This window comes from Cryobacterium sp. TMT3-29-2, assembly GCF_004564305.1.
In the GTDB taxonomy this organism is placed as follows: Bacteria; Actinomycetota; Actinomycetes; order Actinomycetales; family Microbacteriaceae; genus Cryobacterium; species Cryobacterium sinapicolor.
This window is the reverse complement of sequence record NZ_SOGK01000107.1, coordinates 24,456-46,123: the sequence shown is the minus strand read 5'-3', so window position 1 is coordinate 46,123 and position 21,668 is coordinate 24,456. Positions and strand designations below refer to the sequence as shown.

The 21,668-nt window shown below is 67.9% G+C and carries 21 protein-coding genes and 1 other RNA gene; 9 read left to right on the top strand and 13 right to left on the bottom strand.

Annotated elements, in window-relative coordinates:
- The coding region (gene sucB, locus E3O67_RS12110; RefSeq protein WP_135102810.1) for a 2-oxoglutarate dehydrogenase, E2 component, dihydrolipoamide succinyltransferase at positions 1–1,054 on the top strand (1,054 nt) is incomplete at its 5' end.
- Positions 1,055–1,083: 29 nt separating this feature from the next.
- Here the strand turns inward: sucB and E3O67_RS12105 are convergent.
- Positions 1,084–2,622, bottom strand: a complete 1,539-nt coding sequence (locus E3O67_RS12105) for a protein kinase (RefSeq protein WP_167726613.1) — start codon at positions 2,620–2,622, stop codon at positions 1,084–1,086.
- 220 nt (positions 2,623–2,842) lie between these two features.
- Between E3O67_RS12105 and lipB the strand changes: the two genes are divergently transcribed.
- From lipB to E3O67_RS12090, 3 genes are read left to right on the top strand one after another with little or no spacing between them, the layout of a single operon-like run.
- Positions 2,843–3,478, top strand: coding sequence for a lipoyl(octanoyl) transferase LipB (gene lipB, locus E3O67_RS12100; protein ID WP_134429208.1), 636 nt, complete (start codon positions 2,843–2,845; stop codon positions 3,476–3,478).
- Entirely contained in the window at positions 3,475–4,464 is a 990-nt protein-coding gene (gene lipA / locus E3O67_RS12095) for a lipoyl synthase (RefSeq protein WP_134429206.1), read from the top strand. Before lipB ends, lipA begins: the two co-directional genes overlap by 4 nt.
- Positions 4,465–4,512: 48 nt before the next feature.
- Positions 4,513–5,223: a DUF4191 domain-containing protein gene (locus tag E3O67_RS12090; RefSeq protein ID WP_134429204.1), complete on the top strand. Its 711-nt coding sequence runs from the start codon at positions 4,513–4,515 to the stop codon at positions 5,221–5,223.
- A 39-nt stretch (positions 5,224–5,262) separates the two neighbouring features.
- On the opposite strand, the gene E3O67_RS12085 is transcribed toward E3O67_RS12090, so the two are convergent.
- Entirely contained in the window at positions 5,263–5,703 is a 441-nt protein-coding gene (locus E3O67_RS12085) for an RDD family protein (protein WP_134429202.1), read from the bottom strand.
- Between the two features lie 143 nt (positions 5,704–5,846).
- Here E3O67_RS12085 and glnA point away from each other — a divergent pair, with 143 nt between their 5' ends.
- The gene (gene glnA, locus E3O67_RS12080; protein WP_134429200.1) at positions 5,847–7,271 is read left to right on the top strand and encodes a type I glutamate--ammonia ligase; all 1,425 of its coding nucleotides are present in this window, start codon (positions 5,847–5,849) and stop codon (positions 7,269–7,271) included.
- Between the two features lie 104 nt (positions 7,272–7,375).
- Here the strand turns inward: glnA and E3O67_RS12075 are convergent, their stop codons facing one another.
- Positions 7,376–10,411 (bottom strand): bifunctional [glutamine synthetase] adenylyltransferase/[glutamine synthetase]-adenylyl-L-tyrosine phosphorylase, encoded by a 3,036-nt coding sequence (locus E3O67_RS12075; RefSeq protein ID WP_135102808.1) that lies wholly within the window; start codon positions 10,409–10,411, stop codon positions 7,376–7,378.
- 20 nt (positions 10,412–10,431) lie between these two features.
- Entirely contained in the window at positions 10,432–11,769 is a 1,338-nt protein-coding gene (locus tag E3O67_RS12070) for a glutamine synthetase family protein (protein WP_134363788.1), read from the bottom strand.
- A gap of 101 nt (positions 11,770–11,870) precedes the next feature.
- On the opposite strand from E3O67_RS12070, the gene panB reads away from it, so the two are divergent.
- Complete coding sequence (gene panB / locus E3O67_RS12065; protein WP_135102807.1) at positions 11,871–12,743, top strand: 3-methyl-2-oxobutanoate hydroxymethyltransferase; 873 nt, start codon at positions 11,871–11,873, stop codon at positions 12,741–12,743.
- An 18-nt stretch (positions 12,744–12,761) separates the two neighbouring features.
- Here the strand turns inward: panB and E3O67_RS12060 are convergent, their stop codons facing one another.
- Positions 12,762–12,950 carry an SPOR domain-containing protein gene (locus tag E3O67_RS12060; protein ID WP_134429194.1) on the bottom strand — a complete coding sequence of 63 codons (189 nt, stop codon included), beginning with the start codon at positions 12,948–12,950 and terminating at the stop codon, positions 12,762–12,764.
- Between the two features lie 12 nt (positions 12,951–12,962).
- Between E3O67_RS12060 and map the strand changes: the two genes are divergently transcribed.
- Both map and ppgK read left to right on the top strand, forming a co-directional pair.
- Entirely contained in the window at positions 12,963–13,829 is an 867-nt protein-coding gene (map, locus tag E3O67_RS12055) for a type I methionyl aminopeptidase (RefSeq protein WP_134429192.1), read from the top strand.
- Between the two features lie 19 nt (positions 13,830–13,848).
- Positions 13,849–14,613: a polyphosphate--glucose phosphotransferase gene (gene ppgK / locus E3O67_RS12050; RefSeq protein WP_134429190.1), complete on the top strand. Its 765-nt coding sequence runs from the start codon at positions 13,849–13,851 to the stop codon at positions 14,611–14,613.
- A 50-nt stretch (positions 14,614–14,663) separates the two neighbouring features.
- Here the strand turns inward: ppgK and rnpB are convergent.
- From rnpB to E3O67_RS12015, 7 genes are all read right to left on the bottom strand, one after another.
- Positions 14,664–15,041: RNase P RNA component class A (rnpB, locus tag E3O67_RS12045), an RNA gene on the bottom strand.
- 44 nt (positions 15,042–15,085) lie between these two features.
- Positions 15,086–15,823 (bottom strand): zinc ribbon domain-containing protein, encoded by a 738-nt coding sequence (locus tag E3O67_RS12040; protein ID WP_135102806.1) that lies wholly within the window; start codon positions 15,821–15,823, stop codon positions 15,086–15,088.
- Positions 15,824–15,891: 68 nt separating this feature from the next.
- Positions 15,892–16,713 carry a Nif3-like dinuclear metal center hexameric protein gene (locus E3O67_RS12035; protein ID WP_134429186.1) on the bottom strand — a complete coding sequence of 274 codons (822 nt, stop codon included), beginning with the start codon at positions 16,711–16,713 and terminating at the stop codon, positions 15,892–15,894.
- A 44-nt stretch (positions 16,714–16,757) separates the two neighbouring features.
- Entirely contained in the window at positions 16,758–17,672 is a 915-nt protein-coding gene (locus tag E3O67_RS12030) for a DMT family transporter (RefSeq protein WP_241982156.1), read from the bottom strand.
- Positions 17,669–18,172 (bottom strand): DUF427 domain-containing protein, encoded by a 504-nt coding sequence (locus E3O67_RS12025; RefSeq protein WP_135102805.1) that lies wholly within the window; start codon positions 18,170–18,172, stop codon positions 17,669–17,671. The genes E3O67_RS12030 and E3O67_RS12025 overlap by 4 nt, the downstream gene beginning before the upstream one ends.
- Positions 18,169–18,852, bottom strand: a complete 684-nt coding sequence (locus E3O67_RS12020; RefSeq protein ID WP_135102804.1) for a response regulator transcription factor — start codon at positions 18,850–18,852, stop codon at positions 18,169–18,171. The genes E3O67_RS12025 and E3O67_RS12020 overlap by 4 nt, the downstream gene beginning before the upstream one ends.
- Complete coding sequence (locus E3O67_RS12015; RefSeq protein ID WP_134429180.1) at positions 18,849–20,093, bottom strand: sensor histidine kinase; 1,245 nt, start codon at positions 20,091–20,093, stop codon at positions 18,849–18,851. The genes E3O67_RS12020 and E3O67_RS12015 overlap by 4 nt, the downstream gene beginning before the upstream one ends.
- Positions 20,094–20,234: 141 nt before the next feature.
- On the opposite strand from E3O67_RS12015, the gene E3O67_RS12010 reads away from it, so the two are divergent.
- Positions 20,235–21,149: a universal stress protein gene (locus E3O67_RS12010; RefSeq protein WP_135102803.1), complete on the top strand. Its 915-nt coding sequence runs from the start codon at positions 20,235–20,237 to the stop codon at positions 21,147–21,149.
- On the opposite strand, the gene E3O67_RS12005 is transcribed toward E3O67_RS12010, so the two are convergent.
- Complete coding sequence (locus E3O67_RS12005; protein WP_135102802.1) at positions 21,127–21,645, bottom strand: hypothetical protein; 519 nt, start codon at positions 21,643–21,645, stop codon at positions 21,127–21,129. The genes E3O67_RS12010 and E3O67_RS12005 overlap by 23 nt on opposite strands.
- Positions 21,646–21,668 lie beyond the last annotated feature (23 nt).

Here is a 21,668-nt window from a genome sequence, read left to right as displayed (position 1 = left end):
CGCCCCCGCACCCGTCGCAGCCCCCGCACCCGTCGCGGCACCCGTGTTCGCGCCGGCACCGGTCGCGGCACCCGTCGCCGCCCCGGCACCCGTTGCAGCCCCGGTTGCAGCCCCCGTTGCGGCGCCGGAACCGGCCGTCGCCCGAGGATCGCACGCGGGGACATCCGGCTACGTCACCCCCATCGTCCGCAAGCTCGCGAACGAGGCTGGCGTTGATCTCTCCACCGTGGTCGGAACCGGTGTCGGTGGACGCATCCGCAAGGAGGATATCGCGCTCGCCCAGGCCGGCGCTCCCGCCGGCACGCCTGCAGCAGCGGCTCCGGCCGTGGAGGTCTCCGCCCTGCGCGGGACCACCCAGCCCATGTCCCGTCTGCGCAAGGTCGTTGCCGAGCGAGCCGTCATCTCGATGCAGTCGTCCGCTCAGCTGACCACCGTGGTCGAGGTCGATGTCACCCGGGTCGCGATCCTGCGCGACGCGGTGAAGGCCGAATTCCATGCCAAGACGGGCAACAAGCTGTCCTTCCTGCCGTTCTTCGCTCTCGCCGCCGCCGAGGCGCTCCAGGCCAACCCGATCATCAACGCCACCATTGACGGTGACACGATCGTGTACCCGAGCCAGGAGAACATCAGCATCGCGGTCGACACCGAGCGCGGCCTGTTGACCCCCGTGGTGCGCAACGCGGGCGACCTCGATCTGGCCGGCTTCGCCGCTCAGATCGCCGACCTCGCCCAGCGCACCCGCGACAACAAGCTCAAGCCCGACGAACTATCCGGTGGCACATTCACGCTCACCAACACCGGTTCGCGCGGCGCACTCTTCGACACCCCGGTCGTCTTCCTGCCGCAGAGCGCCATCCTCGGCACCGGTGTCGTCTACAAAAAGCCCATCGTCGTCAGCCAGGGTGGACTCGATGCGATCGCGATCCGCTCGACCGTGTTCCTTGCGCTGTCCTACGACCACCGCATCATCGACGGAGCGGATGCGTCACGTTTCCTCGTCACGATGAAGCAGCGTCTCGAGGAAGGTGCCTTCGAGGCAAACCTCGGTCTCTAGTCGATATCACCAGACGACGGACGCTGTGACTAGTAGTCGAAAATCTCCCTGATTCGCCAGCCGGCCTCGCCCTTGACCACAAGGACCGAGGCCGGCTGTCGTTCTAGGTCGTGGGCCTGGAGCGATACGAGCGCGACGTCCCCCGTGCGCTCCACCAAGACCGCCGACCACAACGAGACGTCCTCGGCTTCGGGGGCGTCGCCGCCCTGGTGCATCATTCGCAGGGTGTGGCTGTCGGCGGTCAGGGCCGCCGATTGCGACTGGTGCACAGCATCAAGACAGACCACCGAGACCTCGTCCAGGCACCAGGCCCGGAGCCGCAGAAGAGCCGGAACCGCTGTCGCCGGGTCGTCACTGGCCGTTGCGGCTCTATCGGCGTCACGGTCGCCGGCACCTGATGCGTCCGACTTCGCCGGGTCGGACGACGGCAGGGCGGTGGCTCCGGCCGGCGCAGTGGAGGTTTCCGGCCGCACTCCCGCAGTCACCGCGGATCCACCCGGACCCCGTGCATTCAACGCGAGTCCGGTGCTCGCCACGGCGAAAATAGCGGCAAGGAGCAGCGCTCCACGGCGGACGCGGAACCGCCTGCTCAGCACAGCTTTCAGCCCACCGGCTGGGTGGACTCCCCGCAGTCGACGGACCCCTGCAGATGTGCGGGACGCTAGAGTGCCGAGCAGTCGTTGGGCCCGCACCTCCCCCGAGGCGACGCGAACCGTCAGCGCGGCTGCGCGCCCGGAGGGATCGTCCGGAACAGGTCGCCTGAGCCAGTCGCCGGCCGTTTGCGGACCCCTGCCGTCGTCGCCGGTCCGGCTGAACGTCACCGGTTCGGCCTCGGCCCAGGCGAACAGGAAGTGCTCGAGCTGGCTTGGGGCTGTGGCCGCCGGCCGGGCGGACCGCCCCGCGCACCACCGGTCCAGGTCACGGAGGGCCGCCTGAGCCGGCACAACCGGATCGACTTGATCGAGCACCGCTCGGACGACCTGCGCGAGTCTGTCGTGCATCATGGCGAGGGCCTCGGTTCGCCCACGACCGGCGTCGGGGAGCTCTTGGAGCTCCCCCAGTCCGGTCAGGACCGGGCGCCCGAAGGAGTCGAAAAGAATGGTCGATAGGCTCACGGCCGGATGCACCAGGCCGATGGTCTGCAGTTCCGCCAGCGCGGCCGCGACGGGGGCCAGGATCGTGACCGCCTCCCCGGGAGGGAGATGCCGGCGGTTCTTCAGGAAGCCGCTCAGCGCCCCACCCGTCAGCTGTTCCAGGACAAGGCAGGTGCGGCCATCAGGCAGGGTGCCGACATCGACGAGCATGGTCAGTCGTCCGGGAGTCAGAGCGGTCAGGGCACGAACTTCGCGTTCAACCGCCAGGTCCTCCGTTCCCGGACGGAAAACCTTGAGCACAACGGATGTCCCGGAGAAACCAGGCACCTTGCCGTGGACCTCACTCTCGGGTGAGGTCGACAGTGCCGGAGCCACGCCCACGTACAGGTCCGCCCGGTCACTCGACGCCAGGCGCCGCAGAACCCGGTACCCGGCGATCAATGCCTGGCCGCCGCCGACGGGCACTGGTGCCATCGACAGCACAGGTTCCGTCGACAGCACAGGTTCCGTCGACAGCACAGGTTCCGTCGACGGCAGCAGGGATACCGGCTCCGGATCCCGAACGCGTCGACCGCGACTTCTCATGTCGCCAATGCTGGCCGGGCCGCCCTCGTCCGGGCCGCCCGGGTTGCGGTTCGGGGACAACCAGTCCGGCATCCCCCTGGGGAGGAACGCCGGGGTTTAGGATGGCAACATGCTCGACTTTGTCGTCGCGGGGCTAAGCGCCAACTCCGTGCCGTATGTTGAGGGCCTTGAGCTCCAACGCGCAGTCCACCGTTCCGTCGTCTCCGGGGAGAGGCCGGACACCGTCATCTTCCTCGAACATCCGAGTGTGTACACCGCCGGGAAGCGCACAGCTCCCGAGGAGCGGCCCAGCAACGGAACCCCCGTGATCGACGCGGACCGAGGCGGGAAGATCACCTGGCACGGCCCCGGCCAACTGGTCGGGTATCCGATCACTCGTCTTCACGAGCCCGTGGACGTGGTCGGCTACGTGCGCCTGCTCGAGGGGATCATCATCGACGCCCTGCTCGGCTTCGGCATCGTCGGTTTTCGGGTCCCGGGCCGTTCCGGAGTCTGGGTCGGCCCGGACGGCCACGTAGACAAAATCGCTGCCATCGGAATCCGCGTCGCGGAAGGAGTGACCATGCACGGCTTCGCCCTCAACTGCAACAACTCGCTCGAGCCCTATGACCACATCATCGCCTGCGGGATCAGGGATGCCGGCGTCACCACCATGTCGAGGATGGTCGGTCGCGACGTTACCCCGGCCGATCTCATTGCGCCCATCACGGCCCAGTTCGAGACCGCCTGGGCGGTGTCCGTATGAGTGCGGCACCCGAGGGGCGGAAGATGCTGCGCCTCGAGATACGCAACATGGAGACCCCGATCGAACGAAAGCCCGCCTGGATCAAGACGGTGGCGAAAATGGGACCGGAGTACCGCAAGCTCCAGAACCTGGTGAAGGGCGAAAACCTGCACACGGTATGCCAGGAGGCCGGCTGCCCCAACATCTTCGAATGCTGGGAAGACCGTGAGGCGACCTTCTTGATCGGCGGGTCGCAATGCACCAGGCGGTGCGACTTCTGCCAGATCGATACCGGCAAACCCGCCGAGTACGACACTGACGAGCCGCGCCGGGTCGCTGAATCCGTTGTCAAGATGAATCTTCGTTACGCCACGGTGACGGGCGTCGCCCGCGACGATCTGCCCGACGAGGGCTCCTGGCTCTACGCGGAGACTATCCGGCAGATTCATCAGCAGAGCCCCGGGACAGGTGTCGAGATCCTGGTCCCGGACTTCTCCGGCAACCCGGACCACCTCGGCGAGGTCTTCTCCGCCCGGCCCGAGGTCTTCGGCCACAACGTGGAGACCGTCCCCCGCATCTTCAAGCGAATCCGGCCGGCATTCCGCTACGAACGTTCCCTCGACGTGCTCACGCAGGGACGGGATGCCGGATTGATCACGAAGTCGAACCTGATCCTGGGCATGGGTGAGGAGCGTGCGGAGATCAGCCAGGCGCTTCAGGACCTTCACGACGCCGGGACCGACATTGTTACGATCACCCAGTATTTGCGACCGAGCGCACGGCACCTGCCCGTGGCCCGCTGGGTGAAGCCGGAGGAGTTCGTCGAGCTCAAGGACGAGGCCGAGGCCATCGGTTTCCTCGGTGTGCTCTCCGGCCCGCTCGTGCGTTCGTCGTACCGGGCCGGCCGACTGTGGGCTCAGTCCATGCTGGCGACCGGTCGCGAGGTTCCGCCGCAACTGCGCCACCTGGCGGATGCCTCGCTCGGGTTCGCGCAGGCGGTCTCCTGATCAAAAATCGGTCACGAGACATTCAGGTGACTCGGTAGTCTTGGAACTATGGCACGCAGCAAGGACAAGACTCCCCGCCCCCCCAAGAAGCCCGGCCGCATGAAGCAAATGTGGCAGGTGTTCCAGATGACACGTCGCTACGACAAGAAGATCGTGTTGTTCATGGTTCTCGGCTTCGTGGTGCCCGTCGCCGTCGCCCTGGGCCTGGCCCTCCTGTTGTCCCCCGGGAGCATCCTCAACCTTGTGTTGTGGACGATCTCGGGCGTGCTCGCCGGCATCCTCGCCATGCTCATCATCCTGGGCCAGCGGGCCGAGAAGGCCGCGTACACGCAGATCGAGGGCCAGCCCGGCGCCGTAGGCGCCGTGCTGCGCGGTTCGCTCAAGCGCGGGTGGGTGGGCAGCGAAATGCCCGTCGCCGTCAACGGCAAGACTCAGGATGCCGTCTACCGAGCCGTCGGTCGCGGTGGCGTCGTCCTGATCAGCGAGGGGCCGCGCACTCGCACGGCCCGCATGCTCGAGGAAGAGCGCCGGATGGTGACCAGGCTCGGCGGAAGTATCGCCGTCACGATCATCAGTGTCGGCCCGGACGCCGACGCCGTGCCGCTGCACAAATTGGCTCGGCGCCTCACCCGGATCAAGCCCACCCTGACCAAGGCCGAGGTGCTCGCCGTGAACAACCGGTTGAACTCCATGACCAAGAAGCTGCCGATCCCCAAGGGCGTCGACCCGATGAAGGCCCGCCCACAGCGCGGAAACTAGCCGTTCAGCCACGCCGGACAGGCCGGCCTGCCGAACAGGCTAGCTGCGGATGAGGACGGTTCCCGCGACCTTGTCGTGGAAACCGCGCTGGTCCGAGTCCCAGACCAGCGCGGGGACCGCCAGGCCCAGCAGCAGGGACCGCACGACGGGGCGCCACAGCCCGACCCAGCCCGGCTGGAGCGGGACGACGCGAAGCCCGACCAGGCGATGCCCGATGCTGCCGCCGATCGTCGGGACGAACACGATCTGGAGCCCCACGAAAATGGCTGTCACCGCGAAACCGTTGATGACGCCGTCCGTGCTGAAGAACAGCGCCGCCGCCCCGTAGGCCAGTGCCCAGTCCAGCGCGAGGGCGCCGATTCGGCGTCCGACGCGCCCCACGGACCGAGGCCCCTCATTCGGCAGACCGAGGCGCTCCCCCGGCCAACGGCTCGGCGGAAGCTGTCCGAAGGGGATTGAATTCGAGGCTGCGGCAGGCACGGAGTGAGTCTACCGAGCGGGCCCCGCTGTAACATGTGTGAAACATAAGCGTCACTGCCGGGTAACGGTGCCCCAGTAGCCTCAATGGAGCCGCAGTGCGCGACTCACAGTTCTACCCCCACGTCGTTTGGAGAAAACACCGCATGTTCCGCGATTCGTCAGAAGTGCTCAAGTTCATCAAGGACACCGACGTCAAGTTCCTTGACATCCGTTTCACCGATTTGCCGGGTGTGCAGCAGCACTTCAACATCCCCGCGTCGACGGTCGATGAGGAGTTCTTCACGGTCGGGCAGATGTTCGACGGTTCGTCGATCCGCGGCTTCGCGTCGATCCACGAGTCCGACATGCAGCTGATCCCGGACGTGACCACGGCTTACGTCGACGCGTTCCGCACGGAACGCACCCTCATCATGCTCTTCGACATCTACAACCCGCGTAACGGCGAGATCTACTCCAAGGACCCGCGCCAGGTTGCCAAGAAGGCCGAGAAGTACCTGGCTTCGACCGGGATCGCAGACACCGCCTTCTTCGCTCCCGAAGCCGAGTTCTACATCTTCGACGATGTTCGCTACGAAGTGAACCAGCACTCCAGCTTCTACTCCGTCGACTCCAGCGAGGGTGCCTGGAACTCCGGAAAGGAAGAGGTCGGCGGCAACCTCGCCAACAAGACCCCGTTCAAGGGCGGCTACTTCCCCGTCAGCCCGGTCGACCAGCACGCCGACCTGCGCGATGACATCTGCCTCAAGCTGATCGACGCCGGACTCATCCTGGAGCGCAGCCACCACGAGGTCGGCACCGGCGGCCAGGGCGAGATCAACTACCGCTTCGACACCATGGTGCACGCGGCCGACGACCTGCTCAAGTTCAAGTACATCGTCAAGAACACCTCGGCCGAGTGGGGAAAGACCGCCACCTTCATGCCGAAGCCGCTGTTCGGCGACAACGGTTCCGGCATGCACACCCACCAGTCCCTGTGGGCCGACGGGAAGCCCCTCTTCTACGATGAGGCCGGCTACGGCGGTCTGTCCGACGTCGCCCGCTGGTACATCGGCGGTCTCCTCAAGCACGCGCCCGCCGTGCTCGCGTTCACGAATCCGAGCGTCAACTCCTACCACCGCCTGGTGCCCGGCTTCGAGGCTCCCGTGAACCTGGTCTACTCGGCCGGCAACCGTTCGGCATCCATCCGCATCCCGATCACGGGCACGAACCCGAAGGCGAAGCGCATCGAGTTCCGAGCCCCGGATGCCTCGGGCAACCCGTACCTCGCCTTCGCCGCCCAGCTGATGGCCGGCCTGGACGGGATCAAGAACCGGATCGAACCGCACGAGCCGGTCGACAAGGACCTCTACGAGCTGCCGCCCGAAGAAGCCAAGAACATCCCGCAGGTTCCCGCGTCGCTCGGCGAGGCCCTCGTGGCTCTCGAGAACGACCACGACTTCCTGCTGGCCGGCAACGTCTTCACGCCCGAACTGATCGAAACCTGGATCGACTACAAGCGCGAGATGGAGATCAAGCCGTTGGCGCAGCGTCCGCACCCGTTCGAGTTCGAGCTCTACTACGGCGTCTAGGCCGTCAGGCACCCCGGCAGCCACTCGGCCACCGACGATAGGACCGCAGCCCCCATGGGGATGCGGTCCTGTCGTGTTCGTGCCCGCCCGCGATCGAGCCGTGCCTAGCCGCCGAACGGGCCGGAGCGTTCCACCGGACCGTAGAATAGCCGCTCGAACACCGCCCGGGATCGGCGGGTCACCGACAGGTACTCCTCTTCCAGCTGATTGGCGGAGCCCGGCGGGTACTCCAGCACCCGGGCGACACCCTCGAGTTGCACGCGGTCCGTCGGGAGGACATCCGCGGTCTTGTTGGTCCAGAGGGTGATCGCGGACCGGCAGCGAGACGCGAAGAGCCAGGCCGAGCTGAGCGTGTCGGCATCCGACTGGCTCACCAGCCCTGCGGCGACGGAGGCGCGGAGTGCTCCGAGCGTCGACGAGGTGCGCAGCGCGGGAATGTCAGCCGCGTGCTGCAACTGCAGCAGCTGAACGAACCACTCCACATCGCTCAGGGACCCGCGACCCAGCTTGAGGTGACGGTTCGGATCTGCCCCCTGCGGCAGCCGTTCGTTCTCGACCCGGGCCTTGATCCGCTTGACCTCACGGATCGCCTGCTCGCTGATGGAGGACGGATACCGCACCGCGTCGGCGACGGCCTCGAAGTCGGCCAGGAGCAGGGTGTCACCGGCGACGCCTCTCCCCCGCAACAGCGCCTGCGCCTCCCAGGTGAGCGACCAGCGCCGGTAATAGGCCTCGTACGACTCGAGGGATCGGGCGACGGAGCCGTTCTTACCCTCCGGGCGCAGCCCGATGTCCAGATCGAGGGGCAATCGGTTGTCATCGGTGAGCCGGGACAGCTCCCGCACGATGAACTTCGCCCGGTCGTGGGCAGCCTCTCCGGTGAGTCCGCCGGGGCGGAAGACGTACATCACGTCGGCATCCGAGCCGAACCCCAGTTCCGCGCCACCGAACCGGCCCATGCCGATCACGGCGAACTCGATCCCGTCGGTCGTTCGGCCGTCCTCGGCGCCGTCGAGCGTGGTGCCACGGATGGCGGCGAGCACCCCGTCAATGATGGTGGCGGTGACGTCGGTGAGTCCCGTCGCCAGCTCGTCGATGCTGACCTGCCCCAGAATCGCCGAGAAAGCCAGCCTCAGCATCTCCCGGCGCCGGGCCGTGCGCAGGATGGAGGCGGCGGCATCCGGGCTCTCATGCCGTGCCAGCACGGCGCGAGCCTCCTCCCGGAGGGTGGCCGCGCTGCGCGGCCGCAGATCGTCCTCGTCTTCCAACCAGGCGACGGATTCGGGGATCGTCTCCAGGAGCTCTCCGACGAACCTGGACGAGGACAGTACCCGGGTGAGTCGTTCGGCGGCACCGGACGAATCGCGGAGCATGCGCAGGAACCAGTAGGTGGTGCCGAGGCTGTCACTCAGACGCCGGAACGCGAGCAACCCGTAGTCGGGGTCGGCTCCCTCGGAGAACCACTGCAGCAGCACGGGCAGCAGATTGCGCTGAATCGTGGCCCGCCGGGACACTCCGCCGGTCAGGGCGGCGATGTGGCCGAGAGCGCCCTTCGTGTTGCGGAATCCGATAGCCGCGAGTCGGGCCTCGGCCTGGGCGCTGGTGAGATTCAGTCCTTCCGCCGGCAGTGCGGCCACCGCGGACAGGAGAGGTCGGTAGAACAGGCGCTCGTGCAGGCCACGCACCCGGTGCTTGGTGTTCAACCAGCGCACGGTCAGCTGGGCGGCATTCGGGGCGAGCCCTGTCGCCCGGGCAAGGACGCGCAGGCTCGACTCGTCGCGCGGCACGAGGTGGGTGCGGCGGAGCTTCTCCAGCTGCAGGCGGTGCTCCATCAGCCTCAGAATGCGGTATTCCTGAGCGAACTCGGCCGCTTCCGCGCGCCCGACGTAGCCGCTCTCCGCCAGCGCAGTCAGCGCAGGGAGGGTTCCCGCCTGCCGAACTGCCGGATCCGCCTGTCCGTGCACGAGCTGCAGCAGCTGCACAGTGAACTCGATGTCGCGGAGGCCGCCGGGGCCGAGCTTCAGCTGCACGGCGACTTCGTCCTCCGGAATGTTCTTGGTGACGCGCTCTCGCATCCGTTGCACGGATTCGACGAAGTTCTCCCGGCTGGCGCTGGTCCACACCTTCGGGGACACCGCGGCCACGTATCGTCCGCCAAGCTCGAGGTCACCGGCCAAGGGTCTGGCCTTCAGCAGCGCCTGGAACTCCCAGCTCTTCGCCCAGCGCTCGTAGTAGGCCAAGTGAGACTCGAGGGAGCGCACCAGGGCGCCCGACTTGCCCTCGGGACGGAGGTTCGGGTCCACTTCCCAGAGCTCGGGTTCCACGGCCGGTTGGTTCAGGCCGCGCATCAGGAGGATCGCCAGCCGGGTGGCGATGTCGACCGCGCGCGGCGCTTCCAGGCCGGCGTCCGGGTCTCCTTCGGCGACGAAGATGACATCGACGTCGCTCACGTAGTTGAGTTCGCCGGCGCCGGCCTTGCCCATTCCGATCACGGCGAGCCGGGTGGCACGCACCTCGTCTTCGGGGAAGACGCCCCGCCCCGCGACCAGCCCGGTGGACATGCTTCGAGCAACGGCCAGGGACGCCTCCAGGGCCGCCGCGGCCAGGTCGGCGAGCGTGCGGGCGACGGCGTCCAGTCCCGCGACCGGGTCGGCCTGCTCGAGGTCGTAGGCGGCCAGCTGCGCCAGGCGGCGCCGATAGCGCACCCGCAGGGCGACCCAGCCCTCGTCGTCGACGAGGCTGGCGAACCCGTCCGTGCTACCGACCGACTCGAGCAGGTCCTTGCGCAGCTCCGGCAGGTCGGGCAGGACAGGGAGCGGTTTGGCAAGAACCGACAATTCCTCCGGATGCCGCAGGAAGAACTCGGTCAGTCCGCTTGACGCCCCGACGACCCGGAGCAGCCGCTGGGTTGGGTCGGGGTGCAGGAGCAATGCCCGCACCTCGTTCGGCGCCTGCCGCAGCAGGGACACGAGCGCCATGAGGGCGGCGTCCGGGTCGGCCGTCTTGCCGAGCAGCGGGAGCAGGGCGGCCGGTTCGGGGCCGCCCAGGTCACCGACCTCGTCCAGCCGGATCCGCACCTCGCGCAGCTCGACGAAACCTACCCGGGCGAGTTCGGTCAGAGTCAGCTGTTCCCGTGCCATCGGGTCTCGTCTCCCGGTCGTCAGAGCATCTCGAGGTTCTTGTCGAGCTCGAAGGGAGTGACCTGCGAGCGGTACTCCTTCCACTCCTGGCGCTTGTTGAGCAGCACGTAGTTGAACACGTGCTCGCCCAGCGTCTCGGCGACCAGCTCGGACTCCTCCATGTATTGGATCGCGTGGTCGAGGCTGGCCGGGAGCTGCCGGTAGCCGAGAGCGCGACGCTCCGTGTCGCTCAAACCCCACACATTGTCTTCGGCCTCGGGGGGAAGCTCGTAGCCCTCTTCGATCCCCTTGAGCCCGGCGGCCAGCATGAGCGAGTACGCGAGGTACGGGTTTGCGGCCGAGTCGATGGCCCGATATTCGACGCGGGCGCTCTGCCCCTTGTTGGGCTTGTAGAGCGGCACTCGGATCAGGGCCGACCGGTTGTTGTGGCCCCAGCAGACGAAGCTGGGGGCCTCGTCCCCGCCCCACAGCCGCTTGTAGGAGTTGACGAACTGGTTCGTGACAGCGGTGATCTCCGGGGCGTGCTTGAGCAGCCCGGCGATGAACTGGCGGCCCGTCTTGGAGAGCTGGTACTGGGCGCCCGCCTCGTAGAACGCGTTGGTGTCACCCTCGAACAGGGACAGGTGCGTGTGCATTCCTGACCCGGGGTGCTCCGACATCGGCTTCGGCATGAACGTTGCGTAGACGCCCTGCTCGATGGCGACCTCCTTGATGACGGTGCGGAAGGTCATGATGTTGTCCGCCGTGGTCAAAGCGTCCGCGTAGCGCAGGTCGATCTCGTTCTGCCCGGGACCGGCTTCGTGGTGGCTGAATTCCACCGAGATGCCGAGGTCTTCAAGCATCCGCACCGACCGGCGCCGGAAGTCATGAGCCGTGCCGCCGGGAACATTGTCGAAGTAGCCGGCATGGTCGACCGGCACGGGACCGTTCTTGCCGTACTTGGAAGACTTGAGTAGATAGAACTCGATCTCGGGGTGGGTGTAGAACGTGAAGCCGCGATCGGCCGCCTTGGCCAGGGTGCGCTTGAGCACATTCCGTGGATCGGCGACGGCCGGCTGCCCGTCGGGCGTCATGATGTCACAGAACATGCGGGCGGTCGGGTCGATTTCACCGCGCCAGGGCAGGATCTGGAACGTGGTCGGGTCCGGGTGCGCGAGCACATCCGCCTCGAACGAGCGGGTGAGACCCTCGATCGCCGAACCGTCGAAACCGAGACCCTCGGCGAATGCGCCCTCCACCTCCGCGGGCGCGATGGCCACCGATTTGAGGGTGCCGACGACATCCGTGAACCAGAGTCGGATGAACTTGATTCCCCGCTCCTCGATGGTCCGGAGAACGAAGTCGCGCTGCTTGTCCATTCACGCCCTTTCTTGTCGCTCCCTAGGCTACTGTCTGGCGTCGTCTCTCAGGCGAAACAGGCCGCCGATCGGCGTGAACGCCGCTTGGCTACACTTGAGGCATGCCAGAGTCGACCGTTCCGGATGTCCCCCAGCCCGTCAGTGAGCGCAATCCATACGTTTCCGCGCAGTCCGGACCCAAACGGGTGCGCACGCGCCATTTCCACAACGCCAAGCAGCAGGGCATCCCGATCACGGGGCTCACCAGCTATGACATGCTCACGGCGCAGATCTTCGACCAGGCGGGCATCGATTTCCTGCTCGTGGGCGATTCGGCCGGGAACAATGTGTTCGGCTACGAGACCACGCTCCCCGTGACGGTCGATGAACTCATCCCGCTCACTCGGGCCGTCGCGCGCGCCGTCACCCGCGCCCTCGTCGTCGCGGACATGCCGTTCGGTTCATACGAGACTGGTCAGAGCGAGGCCCTGCACACCGCCGTACGCTTCATGAAGGAAGCGCAGGCCCACGCGGTCAAGCTCGAGGGCGGGGTGCGCAGCCACAAGCAGATCAGACGCATCGTGTCGTCGGGGATCCCCGTGATGGCTCACATCGGCTTCACTCCGCAGAGCGAGCACGGCCTGGGCGGACACATGATCCAGGGCCGTGGCGCTGCCGCTGATCAGTTGATCGACGACGCCCTCGCGGTGCAGGACGCCGGCGCCTTCGCGGTCGTGCTTGAGATGGTTCCCGCCACGGTGGCGGCCCTGGTCACCGCTCGGCTGGAGATCCCCACGATCGGCGTGGGTGCGGGTCCCGACGTCGACGGGCAGCTGCTGGTCTGGACGGACTTCGCCGGCATGACCGAGGGACGGGTGCCCCGGTTCGTCCGCCAGTACGCCAATCTGCGGGGGGTTCTGACGGATGCCGTGCACCGATTCAAGGACGACGTCGACTCCGGCGCCTACCCCGGGCCGGAGCACAGCTACGAGTAAACCCCGCGGCTCGCGAGACTAGCGGTCGTTCTCCGCCTCGTCGGCGGCCCATTTGGCGCTGTTCGCGCGCAGCTTCTCCAGCGCGTGGAGGGCCTCGTCCCGGGTGGCGAAGGGCCCGACGCGGTCCGTGGAGGGAGACTGCATCCCCTGCTCGACCGCGCCCGTGCGCATGTTGTACCAGAACTGGTGATCGGTGTCTTCGGACATATGGTTGATCCTATGCCTAAGGATTCCGTCGGTCACCTCCTTCCGGGAGCGGTTTCTCCGCTCCGCTCCGTTCCCCGCCACATCGTGCGCCCGGAGTACGTCGGGAAGGAGATGCCCTCGCCCTTCACGGGATCGGATGTCTACTCCCCCGACCGCATCGAGCTGATCCGCCAATCCGGCCGGATCGCCGCGGGGGCCATCGACGCGGTCGCCCAGGCCATCCGTCCCGGTGTGACGACAGAGGAACTCGACCGGATCGGCCACGAGTTCATGCTCGAGCGTGACGCCTACCCGTCGACTCTCGGCTACCGCGGGTTCCCCAAATCGTTGTGCAGTTCCGTGAATGAGGTCATCTGCCACGGCATCCCCGACGATACCGTGCTTGAAAACGGCGACATCGTCAACATCGACATCACCGCCTACAAGAACGGGGTGCACGGCGACACGAACGCCACCTTCATCGTCGGTGAAGCCCGGGACGAGGTCAGGCTCCTCGTCGAACGCACCCGGGAGGCGCTCGCCCGCGGCATCAAGGCCGTTGCTCCCGGGCGCCAGGTGAACGTGATCGGCCGCACCATCGAGTCCTACGCCAAGAGGTTCGGCTACGGGGTCGTGCGCGACTTCACCGGCCACGGCGTCGGTGACGCCTTCCACTCCGGCCTGATCATCCCGCACTACGACTCGGCGCCCGTCTACGACACCGTGATGGAGGTGGGCATGGTCTTCACGATCGAACCGATGCTCACCCTGGGCGGAACCGACTGGGATATGTGGGCGGATGACTGGACGGTGACGACCAGGGACAAAAGCATCACGGCCCAGTTCGAACACACCCTCGTGGTGACCGAGCGGGGCGCCGAGATCCTCACCCTCTCCTGACTACCGGTAGGTTTTGACTATGAGTTCAACCATGGCCATCGGCATTGACATTGGCGGCACCGGGATCAAGGGAGCGGTGGTCGACCTGTCGACCGGCAAGCTCCTGTCGGATCGCGTGAAGCTGCCCACGCCCAAGGGCGGCCGCCCGGCCGACATTATTGAAACGACCAGGACCCTTCTGGAGACGGTGTCCGCTGTGGACGGAGCCGGTGCGCTGCCGGTGGGCATCTGCTTCCCTGCCGTCGTGAAGAACGGCCACACCATGTCGGCCGCCAACGTCTCGGACAAGTGGATCGGCCTCGCTGCCGAGAAGCTCTTCGAGAAGGGCCTCGGCCAGCCCATTCACTTCGTGAACGACGCGGATGCCGCCGGCTACGCGGAGTCGCAGTTCGGCGCGGCGAAGGGGGTGAGCGGAGTGGTCATCATGACCACCCTCGGCACCGGCATCGGGACCGCGCTGCTCAATGACGGAGTGCTGGTCCCGAACACCGAACTGGGGCACCTGCAGATCGACGGCGTCGACTACGAGACCAAGGCCGCATACTCAGCCAAGGAGCGGGAGAACCTGAGCTGGGAGAAATGGGCCGGTCGTCTGCAGAGGTACTACTCGACCGTGGAGGCCCTGTTCTCGCCGGACCTTTTCATCGTCGGCGGCGGAGTGTCCAAGCACCACCAGGAATTCTTGCCCCTGCTGCGGCTGAAGACAGCCATCATCCCGGCCGTGCACCGCAACAATGCGGGAATCCTCGGGGCCGCCGCTCTCGCCGTCAAGCATCAGGTCTGACCTGCCCGGGGCGCCCGTGCGCCCCGGCGCCGGCCGCTGAGACGGAAGGTGGAATGGGCCGGCTATTACGCCGGGTTCTGTCCCGGTGCCGAAGCACCCTGGACGGCCATCTATCTCGGGACTACGTTGCCGCAGCCCTCTAGCGGTCTACCCGGAAACTCGGCGAGCCGCCTTGACGTTTCCTGTCTGACCTTGCTCCGGACGAGGTTTACCTAGCCGACCAGGTCGCCCTGGCCGCTGGTGGTCTCTTACACCACCGTTTCACCCTTACCGCCGGCCGAAACCGGAGGCGGTCTACTTTCTGTGGCACTGTCTCGCGGGTTACCCCGGGTGGGTGTTACCCACCATCCTGCTCTGCGGAGCCCGGACGTTCCTCGGCATCCGCCGACCCGAAGGACAACGGATGACGCGACCGTCTTGCCGACCCATTCCACTGACCAGAATACAGGCAGCGGGACGGGGCGGGCTCCACCTAGATCCCGGACTCCTCCGTGCGAACCAGGATCGCCCCGCAGTCAGGGCAGAACAGGACCTCGTCGGCTGGCGAGGAACGCACGGCGTCGAGATCGCTGCCGGTGAGCGTCATGGTGCAGCCGCTGCAGGTGCGCGCGCGCAACAGGGCTGCGGCGTTGCCCCGGCCCGTCACGAAACGCTTCTCATAGAGGGCGGAGAGTTCCTCGGTGACACTGCCGGCGACGGCGGCCCGGTCCCGGCGGAGTTCGCCGAGCTGCCGGTTCAGATCGGCCAAGCTCTCGTCGCGGGACTGCTCGGCCTCATGGATCCGGACCGCGATCCCATCCCGCTCCGCCTCCACCGCGGCGACGGCAGCGTCGCTCTCCTCGAGCCGCTCCATGACCGCAATCTCGATCTCTTCGAGTGCCAGGAGGCGCTTGCGCAGCGCCGCGAGCTCCGTCTCCAGGGCCTGCACGTCTTTCACCGAGGAGGTGTGCTGCACCCGGTCGGTGTCCCGCGCGATGCGCTTCTCGACCACGTCGACGTCGGATTCGATCCGTGCCAGCTCGGTACGCACGTCATCGCGTTCCCCGGCACGGGTGCTCAGGGCCATCCGGGTGCCGTCGAACATCGTGGTGAGTTCCCGGAGCTCGGTGTGCTGCGGAAGAGCCTTCGTCTGGTGCTCGACCTGCTGCAGCCTGATGTCGAGGGCCTGAAGCCGGAGAAGCTCCTTCTGTTCTACTGGAGATGCCTTCACGATGTCCTGACCTTTGCGAGTAGTGAAAATGAGCGAGCGTTGGAGGTGGGTCCGCGTCCTTCGGCAGGTTACTGCACGATCGCGAAGTCCCAGGGATCCGTGCGCAGGGAACTGCTGGTGATGCGCACACCGGGCAGGAGCGCGCGTAACTGGTCGGCGGCCGGCTCGATCCAGAGCCATTCGCTGGCCCAGTGCGACACGTCTATCAGGGCAGGTGCGCCGCCCGTCAGCCCGGCCTGCTCACGGGCCTCCGACGCCGGGTGGTGGCGCAGATCGGAGGTGATGTACACATCGGAGTCCAGGACGGCGGGGTGTCCGAGGAGAGAATCGCCGGCGCCGCCGCAGAGTGAGACAGTCTCGACGACAGCGCCGTACTCCCCCGACACCCGCACGCCGACGGCCGTTGCCGGCAAGAGTTCGGCGAGACGGTGGGCCAATTGCCCCAGGGTGCTCGGGTGAGCCAGCCGCCCGACCCGGCCGATCCCTGTTCCCGGCACGGAGCCCGCCGTGATGGGGGCCGCGTCGACGAGGCCGAGGCGGGTGGCGAGGATGTCTGAGATGCCGTCCACGACGACATCCGCGTTGGTGTGCGCCGCGATGAGAGCACAGTCAGCCCGGATCAGACGACCGAGCAGGGCACCCTTGTAACGGTCTTCGGCGACCGACGTGACGCCGCGCAGGAGCAACGGATGGTGGACTAGGAGCAGGTCTGCGCCGTGTCCGATCGCCTCGTCCACGGTCGCGGAAACCGCGTCCACGGCGAGGTGGATGGATTCGACCGGTCGGCCGGGGTTGCCGCAGACCAGTCCGGGGGCGTCCCAGGCTTCGGCACCGGACAACGGCCACAATCCATGGATGATCCGAGTTACATCGGCGAGCGAGACTGACACCTCGCAAGCCTACCGGTGACGAAGCGGCTCGGGCGCGGGCCGCTCTAGCGATGCAGCTTCGCCCGTGCCCCGGGAATGCTCACCAGCGCCGTCACCGCCACCAGAACCAGTCCGAGCCCGGCCCAGCCCGACGGGGGCAGCCGCTCGCCGACGATCAGGACCGCCAGCAGAGTCGCAACGAGCGGTTCGACCAGGGTGATGCTGGTCGCCGTGCTGCCGCGAACCGTGCGCAGGCCACGGCCGAAAAGCAGATAGGCCACGAACATGGGTCCGAGGGCGAGGTAAGCGGTGATGCCCAGGCTGCCGCCGCTCTGGAGCAGGGGCGCCCCCGTGGCCCCGAGCACCGGGACCAGGCACAGCGCGCCGAGGCCGAAAAGTGCCCCCATCGCGGCCCGTGGAGCGTGCCCGGCCGCGATCACCCGGTGGGACGCGTGGGTGTAGAGCGCGTAGCTGAGTCCGGCCGACAGCCCGAGCAGAACGCCCAGTGGAGCGGGCCCGGCGGCCGGGTCGGACTGCTGGCCGGCGACCATCAGACCCGTACCGACCAGAGCGACCAGGGTGCACAGAGCCCAGAGCCGCGTGATCGCCCGACGCTCCGCCAGGAACTCGATCCCCGCGGCGAAGACCGGCGCGGACCCGAGCGACACGACCGTGCCGACGGCCACGCCGGCCAGGTTCATGGCGCTGTAGAACGCAAGCGGATAGACGACGATGCCGGCAACCCCGGCCAGCAACCAGCGGCGAACGGAGCGGTCCCGGAGGGTTGCCCGGGCGCTCCGGGCGGAGACGGTGAAAAGCAGCGCTCCGCCGACGGCCATCGTGGCGGCTCCGGTCGCCAGCGGGCTGACGTTGCCGGGCAGGAAGTGCGCCGCCGTGCCCGTCGTGCCCCAGAGCAGAGCGGCGAGAAGGATGGGGACCATCCCCGTCCGGTGCGCGGCGGCCCGCGGCAGCGCCGTCACCAGCCGAGACTGCCGGGAGCCCCCTTGAACGGTCCGACCACCCGGGAGGTGATCCAACCGCCGTAGAAGTCGCCCGGCTGCGGCAGAACCGTTTCCCCGTTCACGGTGACGAGGTCCATCCGTCCGGGGTACAGCGCGACGCGATCGCGGAGCTCCTCGAAGCCGCGGGCCGGCGACGGGTAGTACCACCCGGCCGACTGAGCCCGGCGCCCCGGGGCGACCACGCTCAGATACGACGCCTCACCCTTGTACTCGCAGGAGGAGCGTCCGGCGGCCGGTTCGAGGCTCCCCTCCCGGAACGCGGAGCGCGGCAGATAGTAGACCGGCGGATGGCTGGTCTCGAGCACCCGGATGGCGTCGTCGGTGTCGACGATGACCAGACCGCCGAGGGTGACGACGACCCGGTCGGCACTCTTTTCCACGCGCGGCGGGCGCGGGTAGTCCCAGACCGATTCCTGGCCGGATTCGGGCACGACCCTGTTGATGCGATGCGGATTCATCCGGCCAGCGTACCGGCTGAGCCCGGAGGAATTCGAATGGCGGACTCCCCCTCCCGGCGGTGCAGCTCCGCCCCGAAGACGGCAGCCTGGGTTCGGCGCTCCATGCCGAGCTTGCCGAGCACCCCCGACACGTAGTTCTTCACCGTCTTCTCCGCCAGGTCGAGGTGCTCGCCGATCTGCCGGTTGGTGAGCCCCCGGGAGATCAGATCGAGGACTTGGCGTTCCCTCGTCGTCAGAGCCCGGGCGGCAGGGTCGCCACGGTCCAGCCCGACTGCGGTTGTCAGCCGGCCGGCCCGCAGCGGGGTGAGCAGTGAATCTCCGCGTGCCACCCGCCGGATTCCATCGACCAGGCGGTCACCGCGCAGGTTCTTCAGCACATACCCGGACGCGCCGGCCAGGACGGCGGCGCGGACGGCGGCGGCGTCGTCGTACGCCGAGAGCATGAGGCACCGGATGTCGGGATCCCTCGAGCGGATGTCCCGGCAGGCGTCGATGCCGCTCCCATCGGGCAGCCGTACATCCAGGACCACGACGTCCGGCCGGGTGGCGGCGACCCTGTCCACGGCCTGACGCCTCGTCGCTGCCTCTCCCACCACCTCGAGGTCCACTTCGGCGTTGATCAGGCCGGCCAGTCCGAGGCGGACGACCTCGTGGTCGTCGACGACGAAAACGCGCGTCATCGGTGCGCCCCCTCGGGGGCGTCGGTCAGGCACGCCGTCCAGTGCAGCAGTGTGCCGCGGTGCTCCCGGTCGGTGAGCGACAGCATCCCCTGCCAGCGCTGTGACCGGGCCGAGAGGTTGGCGATTCCGCTGCGCCGCCCGGAACCGGACAGGCCGACGCCGTCGTCGCTGATCTCGATCGTGAGCGCGTCCGCAAGGACGGCCACCCTCACCTCCGTGTCCCGGGGGCGCGCGTGCCGGACGACGTTGGTCAGCCCCTCCCTCACGACGGCCACGACATCGTCGGCCAGTGCGGCGCTCACGAGCAGATCGATCGCACCGGAGAAGACCACCCGCGGCGGGTGCGGGAAGAGAGGGCCGAGCTCGTCGAGCAGGTCGAGTAGGCGGCGACAGACGCCGGGCCGGTCAGGGTGCGACTGCGTCAACGCGAAGATCGCGGTGCGCAGATCCGCGATGACCGCGTCGAGGGCTCCCACCTCGTCGACCAGGCGCCGCCCGAGCACGGGGTCTGTGGTCATCCCGCCGAGTGCCTGCATGGTGAGCCCGGCGGCGAAGATCCGCTGGATCACCCGGTCGTGCAGTTCACGCGCGATCCGGCCACGATCGGTGAGCACCGCCAGCCGCACCCGGTCCCGGCTGCTCCGCTCGAGGTCCAGGCCCGCGCGCGCCAGCCAGGCGAAATCCTGGGCCGCCTCGAGGTCCGCGGCCGTGAAGGGAGGTCCCTCGGCGGGCCGGGAGGCAGTGAGGACCAATACGGGCCGGCCGGATTGTCCGGTTCCCGCCACCGGGACGACCAGGGTTCGCCCAGGCATCAGGAGCGACTCGGGGCCCGCAGCCGGTCGGTCTCCCCCGCCGACGAGGGCAGGCCGGCCGGAGGCGACCGCCCGGCCGCACACGCTCCCCGTCGCACGGAAGGCCAGGCCGACCAGCCGCCGGGCGCATCCGTCGTGCGCCGCGTGGACGACGAACGACTCTTCGGCGCCCGCGTCGCCGCCCGCAACCTCACCGGGCGGCCCGACGACACAGCCCAGTTCTGCGTCCGCCGCCATCGCAACGGCCTCTGCCAGCAGTACCAGCGGGTCACCGGCCCGCACGCTCCGCAGAGCGTCGATGAAGTCGGCGGATGCGGCCGCCCACCGCGGTCGTCCGTGCCTGGGCAGGTCGGCCAGGGCACTGCGCACCGTCTCCGGGGAGGCCTCGGGGTGTTCGGTCGGGGTGAGCGGGATACGTTCGTGGGGCATGGCCGGGGACCGCCTCTCATCTGGTAGCGGGGATACTACCCGCACGGGACCTTCGGCCCTGTCCCGGCACTGCCGACGCTGCGACCCTGACGAGGATCGGACTGTCCGGTGCGATTCCACCCCAGAGCAGGAGTCACATCCATGGTTGAAAAAGTGATCGTCGCCATTGACGGCGGGGCGGCCAGCAAGGTGGCCCTCGAGTGGGCCCTCGACCGGGTCGTGATGCTCGAACGGATGCAGGGCACTCCGGTACAACTCGAACTCACCACGGTGGTGGAACTGGGCTGGTACCCCGCCGAGGGATCGGATTACTCCAGTCAGCCTGCCTACGAGCGCGCGCTCGCGGAAGCCATTCGACGGGTCGAAAAGGTAGCTCCGTCCTGTCGGAAAACGAGCTACATCCGTCACGGCGTCCCGGTGCAGGAGCTGACCCGGGCGTCGGCGACCGCAGACCTCCTCGTCGTCGGCACGCAGAAGACGGGTGTCCTCGCGGGAACGGTCTTCGGCACCCTCCCCCTCCGGCTCGCAGCCCACTCCCGGAGCCCTGTCGTCGTCGTCCCCGTCAACTGGCAGGGGGGTGGCAGCAGCATCGTCGTGGGCATGGAGGACGACGTCACGGCCCTGGTCGCCGTGGACTTCGCGGCCCGCGAAGCCGAGCGTTTCAAACTCCCTCTCGAGATCGTCCACGCCTGGATGATCCCGGCGACGGTGGCCGTCGAGTACGGCGCCACCCTGCCCTACGAGGAGATGCGAGACGCTCACGCACGCATCCTGGCGGGGGCCACGAGGAGGGTCCGCGATGCGCATCCGTCGCTGCATATCACCGAGGTCCTGAAGCAGGGCACGGCGGCATCAGTCCTCGTTGCCGCATCCCGGGCGGCGTCCCTCGTCGTCGTCGGCACGCACGGCCGAGGTGCCGTCGGCAGCCTCTTCCTTGGTTCGGTCAGCCACGACGTGCTGCTGAATCTGCCCTGCCCGGTGGCCGTGGTCCCCCGCCCGGCCGGTGAACGTGCCGAGTCCCGACCGGACTCCACTACAGAAACGGAGAAGCGGTGAGCACCTGCCTCGGCGGATTCGACGGCCCCGACCCGAGCCGCAGGTCGAGCTCCAGGTCCGGGTAGCGTTCGGCCAGGCCGGCCACCGCCTCGGCGGGAACCAAACCGGCCGCCTCGTCGGGCTCCATCGGCCAGTCGATCATGGTGCGGTCCTCGGTCCAGGGCGCCGGTGCACTCCAGCAGTACCGGGACGTCAAGCGCTCACCCAGGCGATCCGACTGCTCTGCGGCGAGGTGCACGGCGGCGAGGGATGCCCCGGAACCGTCTACCCCGACGACGACATCGGTCCCGCACTGTTCCTCCCGCTCAATCACGACAGCGTCCGGTCCGGCGGCGTGAGCCGCGATCTGTGCGGCGTTGATGCTGACGACTAAGTCCTGAAACCAGGCCAGGGTATGCGAACCCACAACCAGGAGTTCCTCACCCACGGCCCCGTCGGTGAGCGCCTTGATGGGCGAGCCGTCGAAAACCGTCGTGCGAAGGGTCAGGCGCAACACCGCGCGCCTCCTCAGCCTCACGG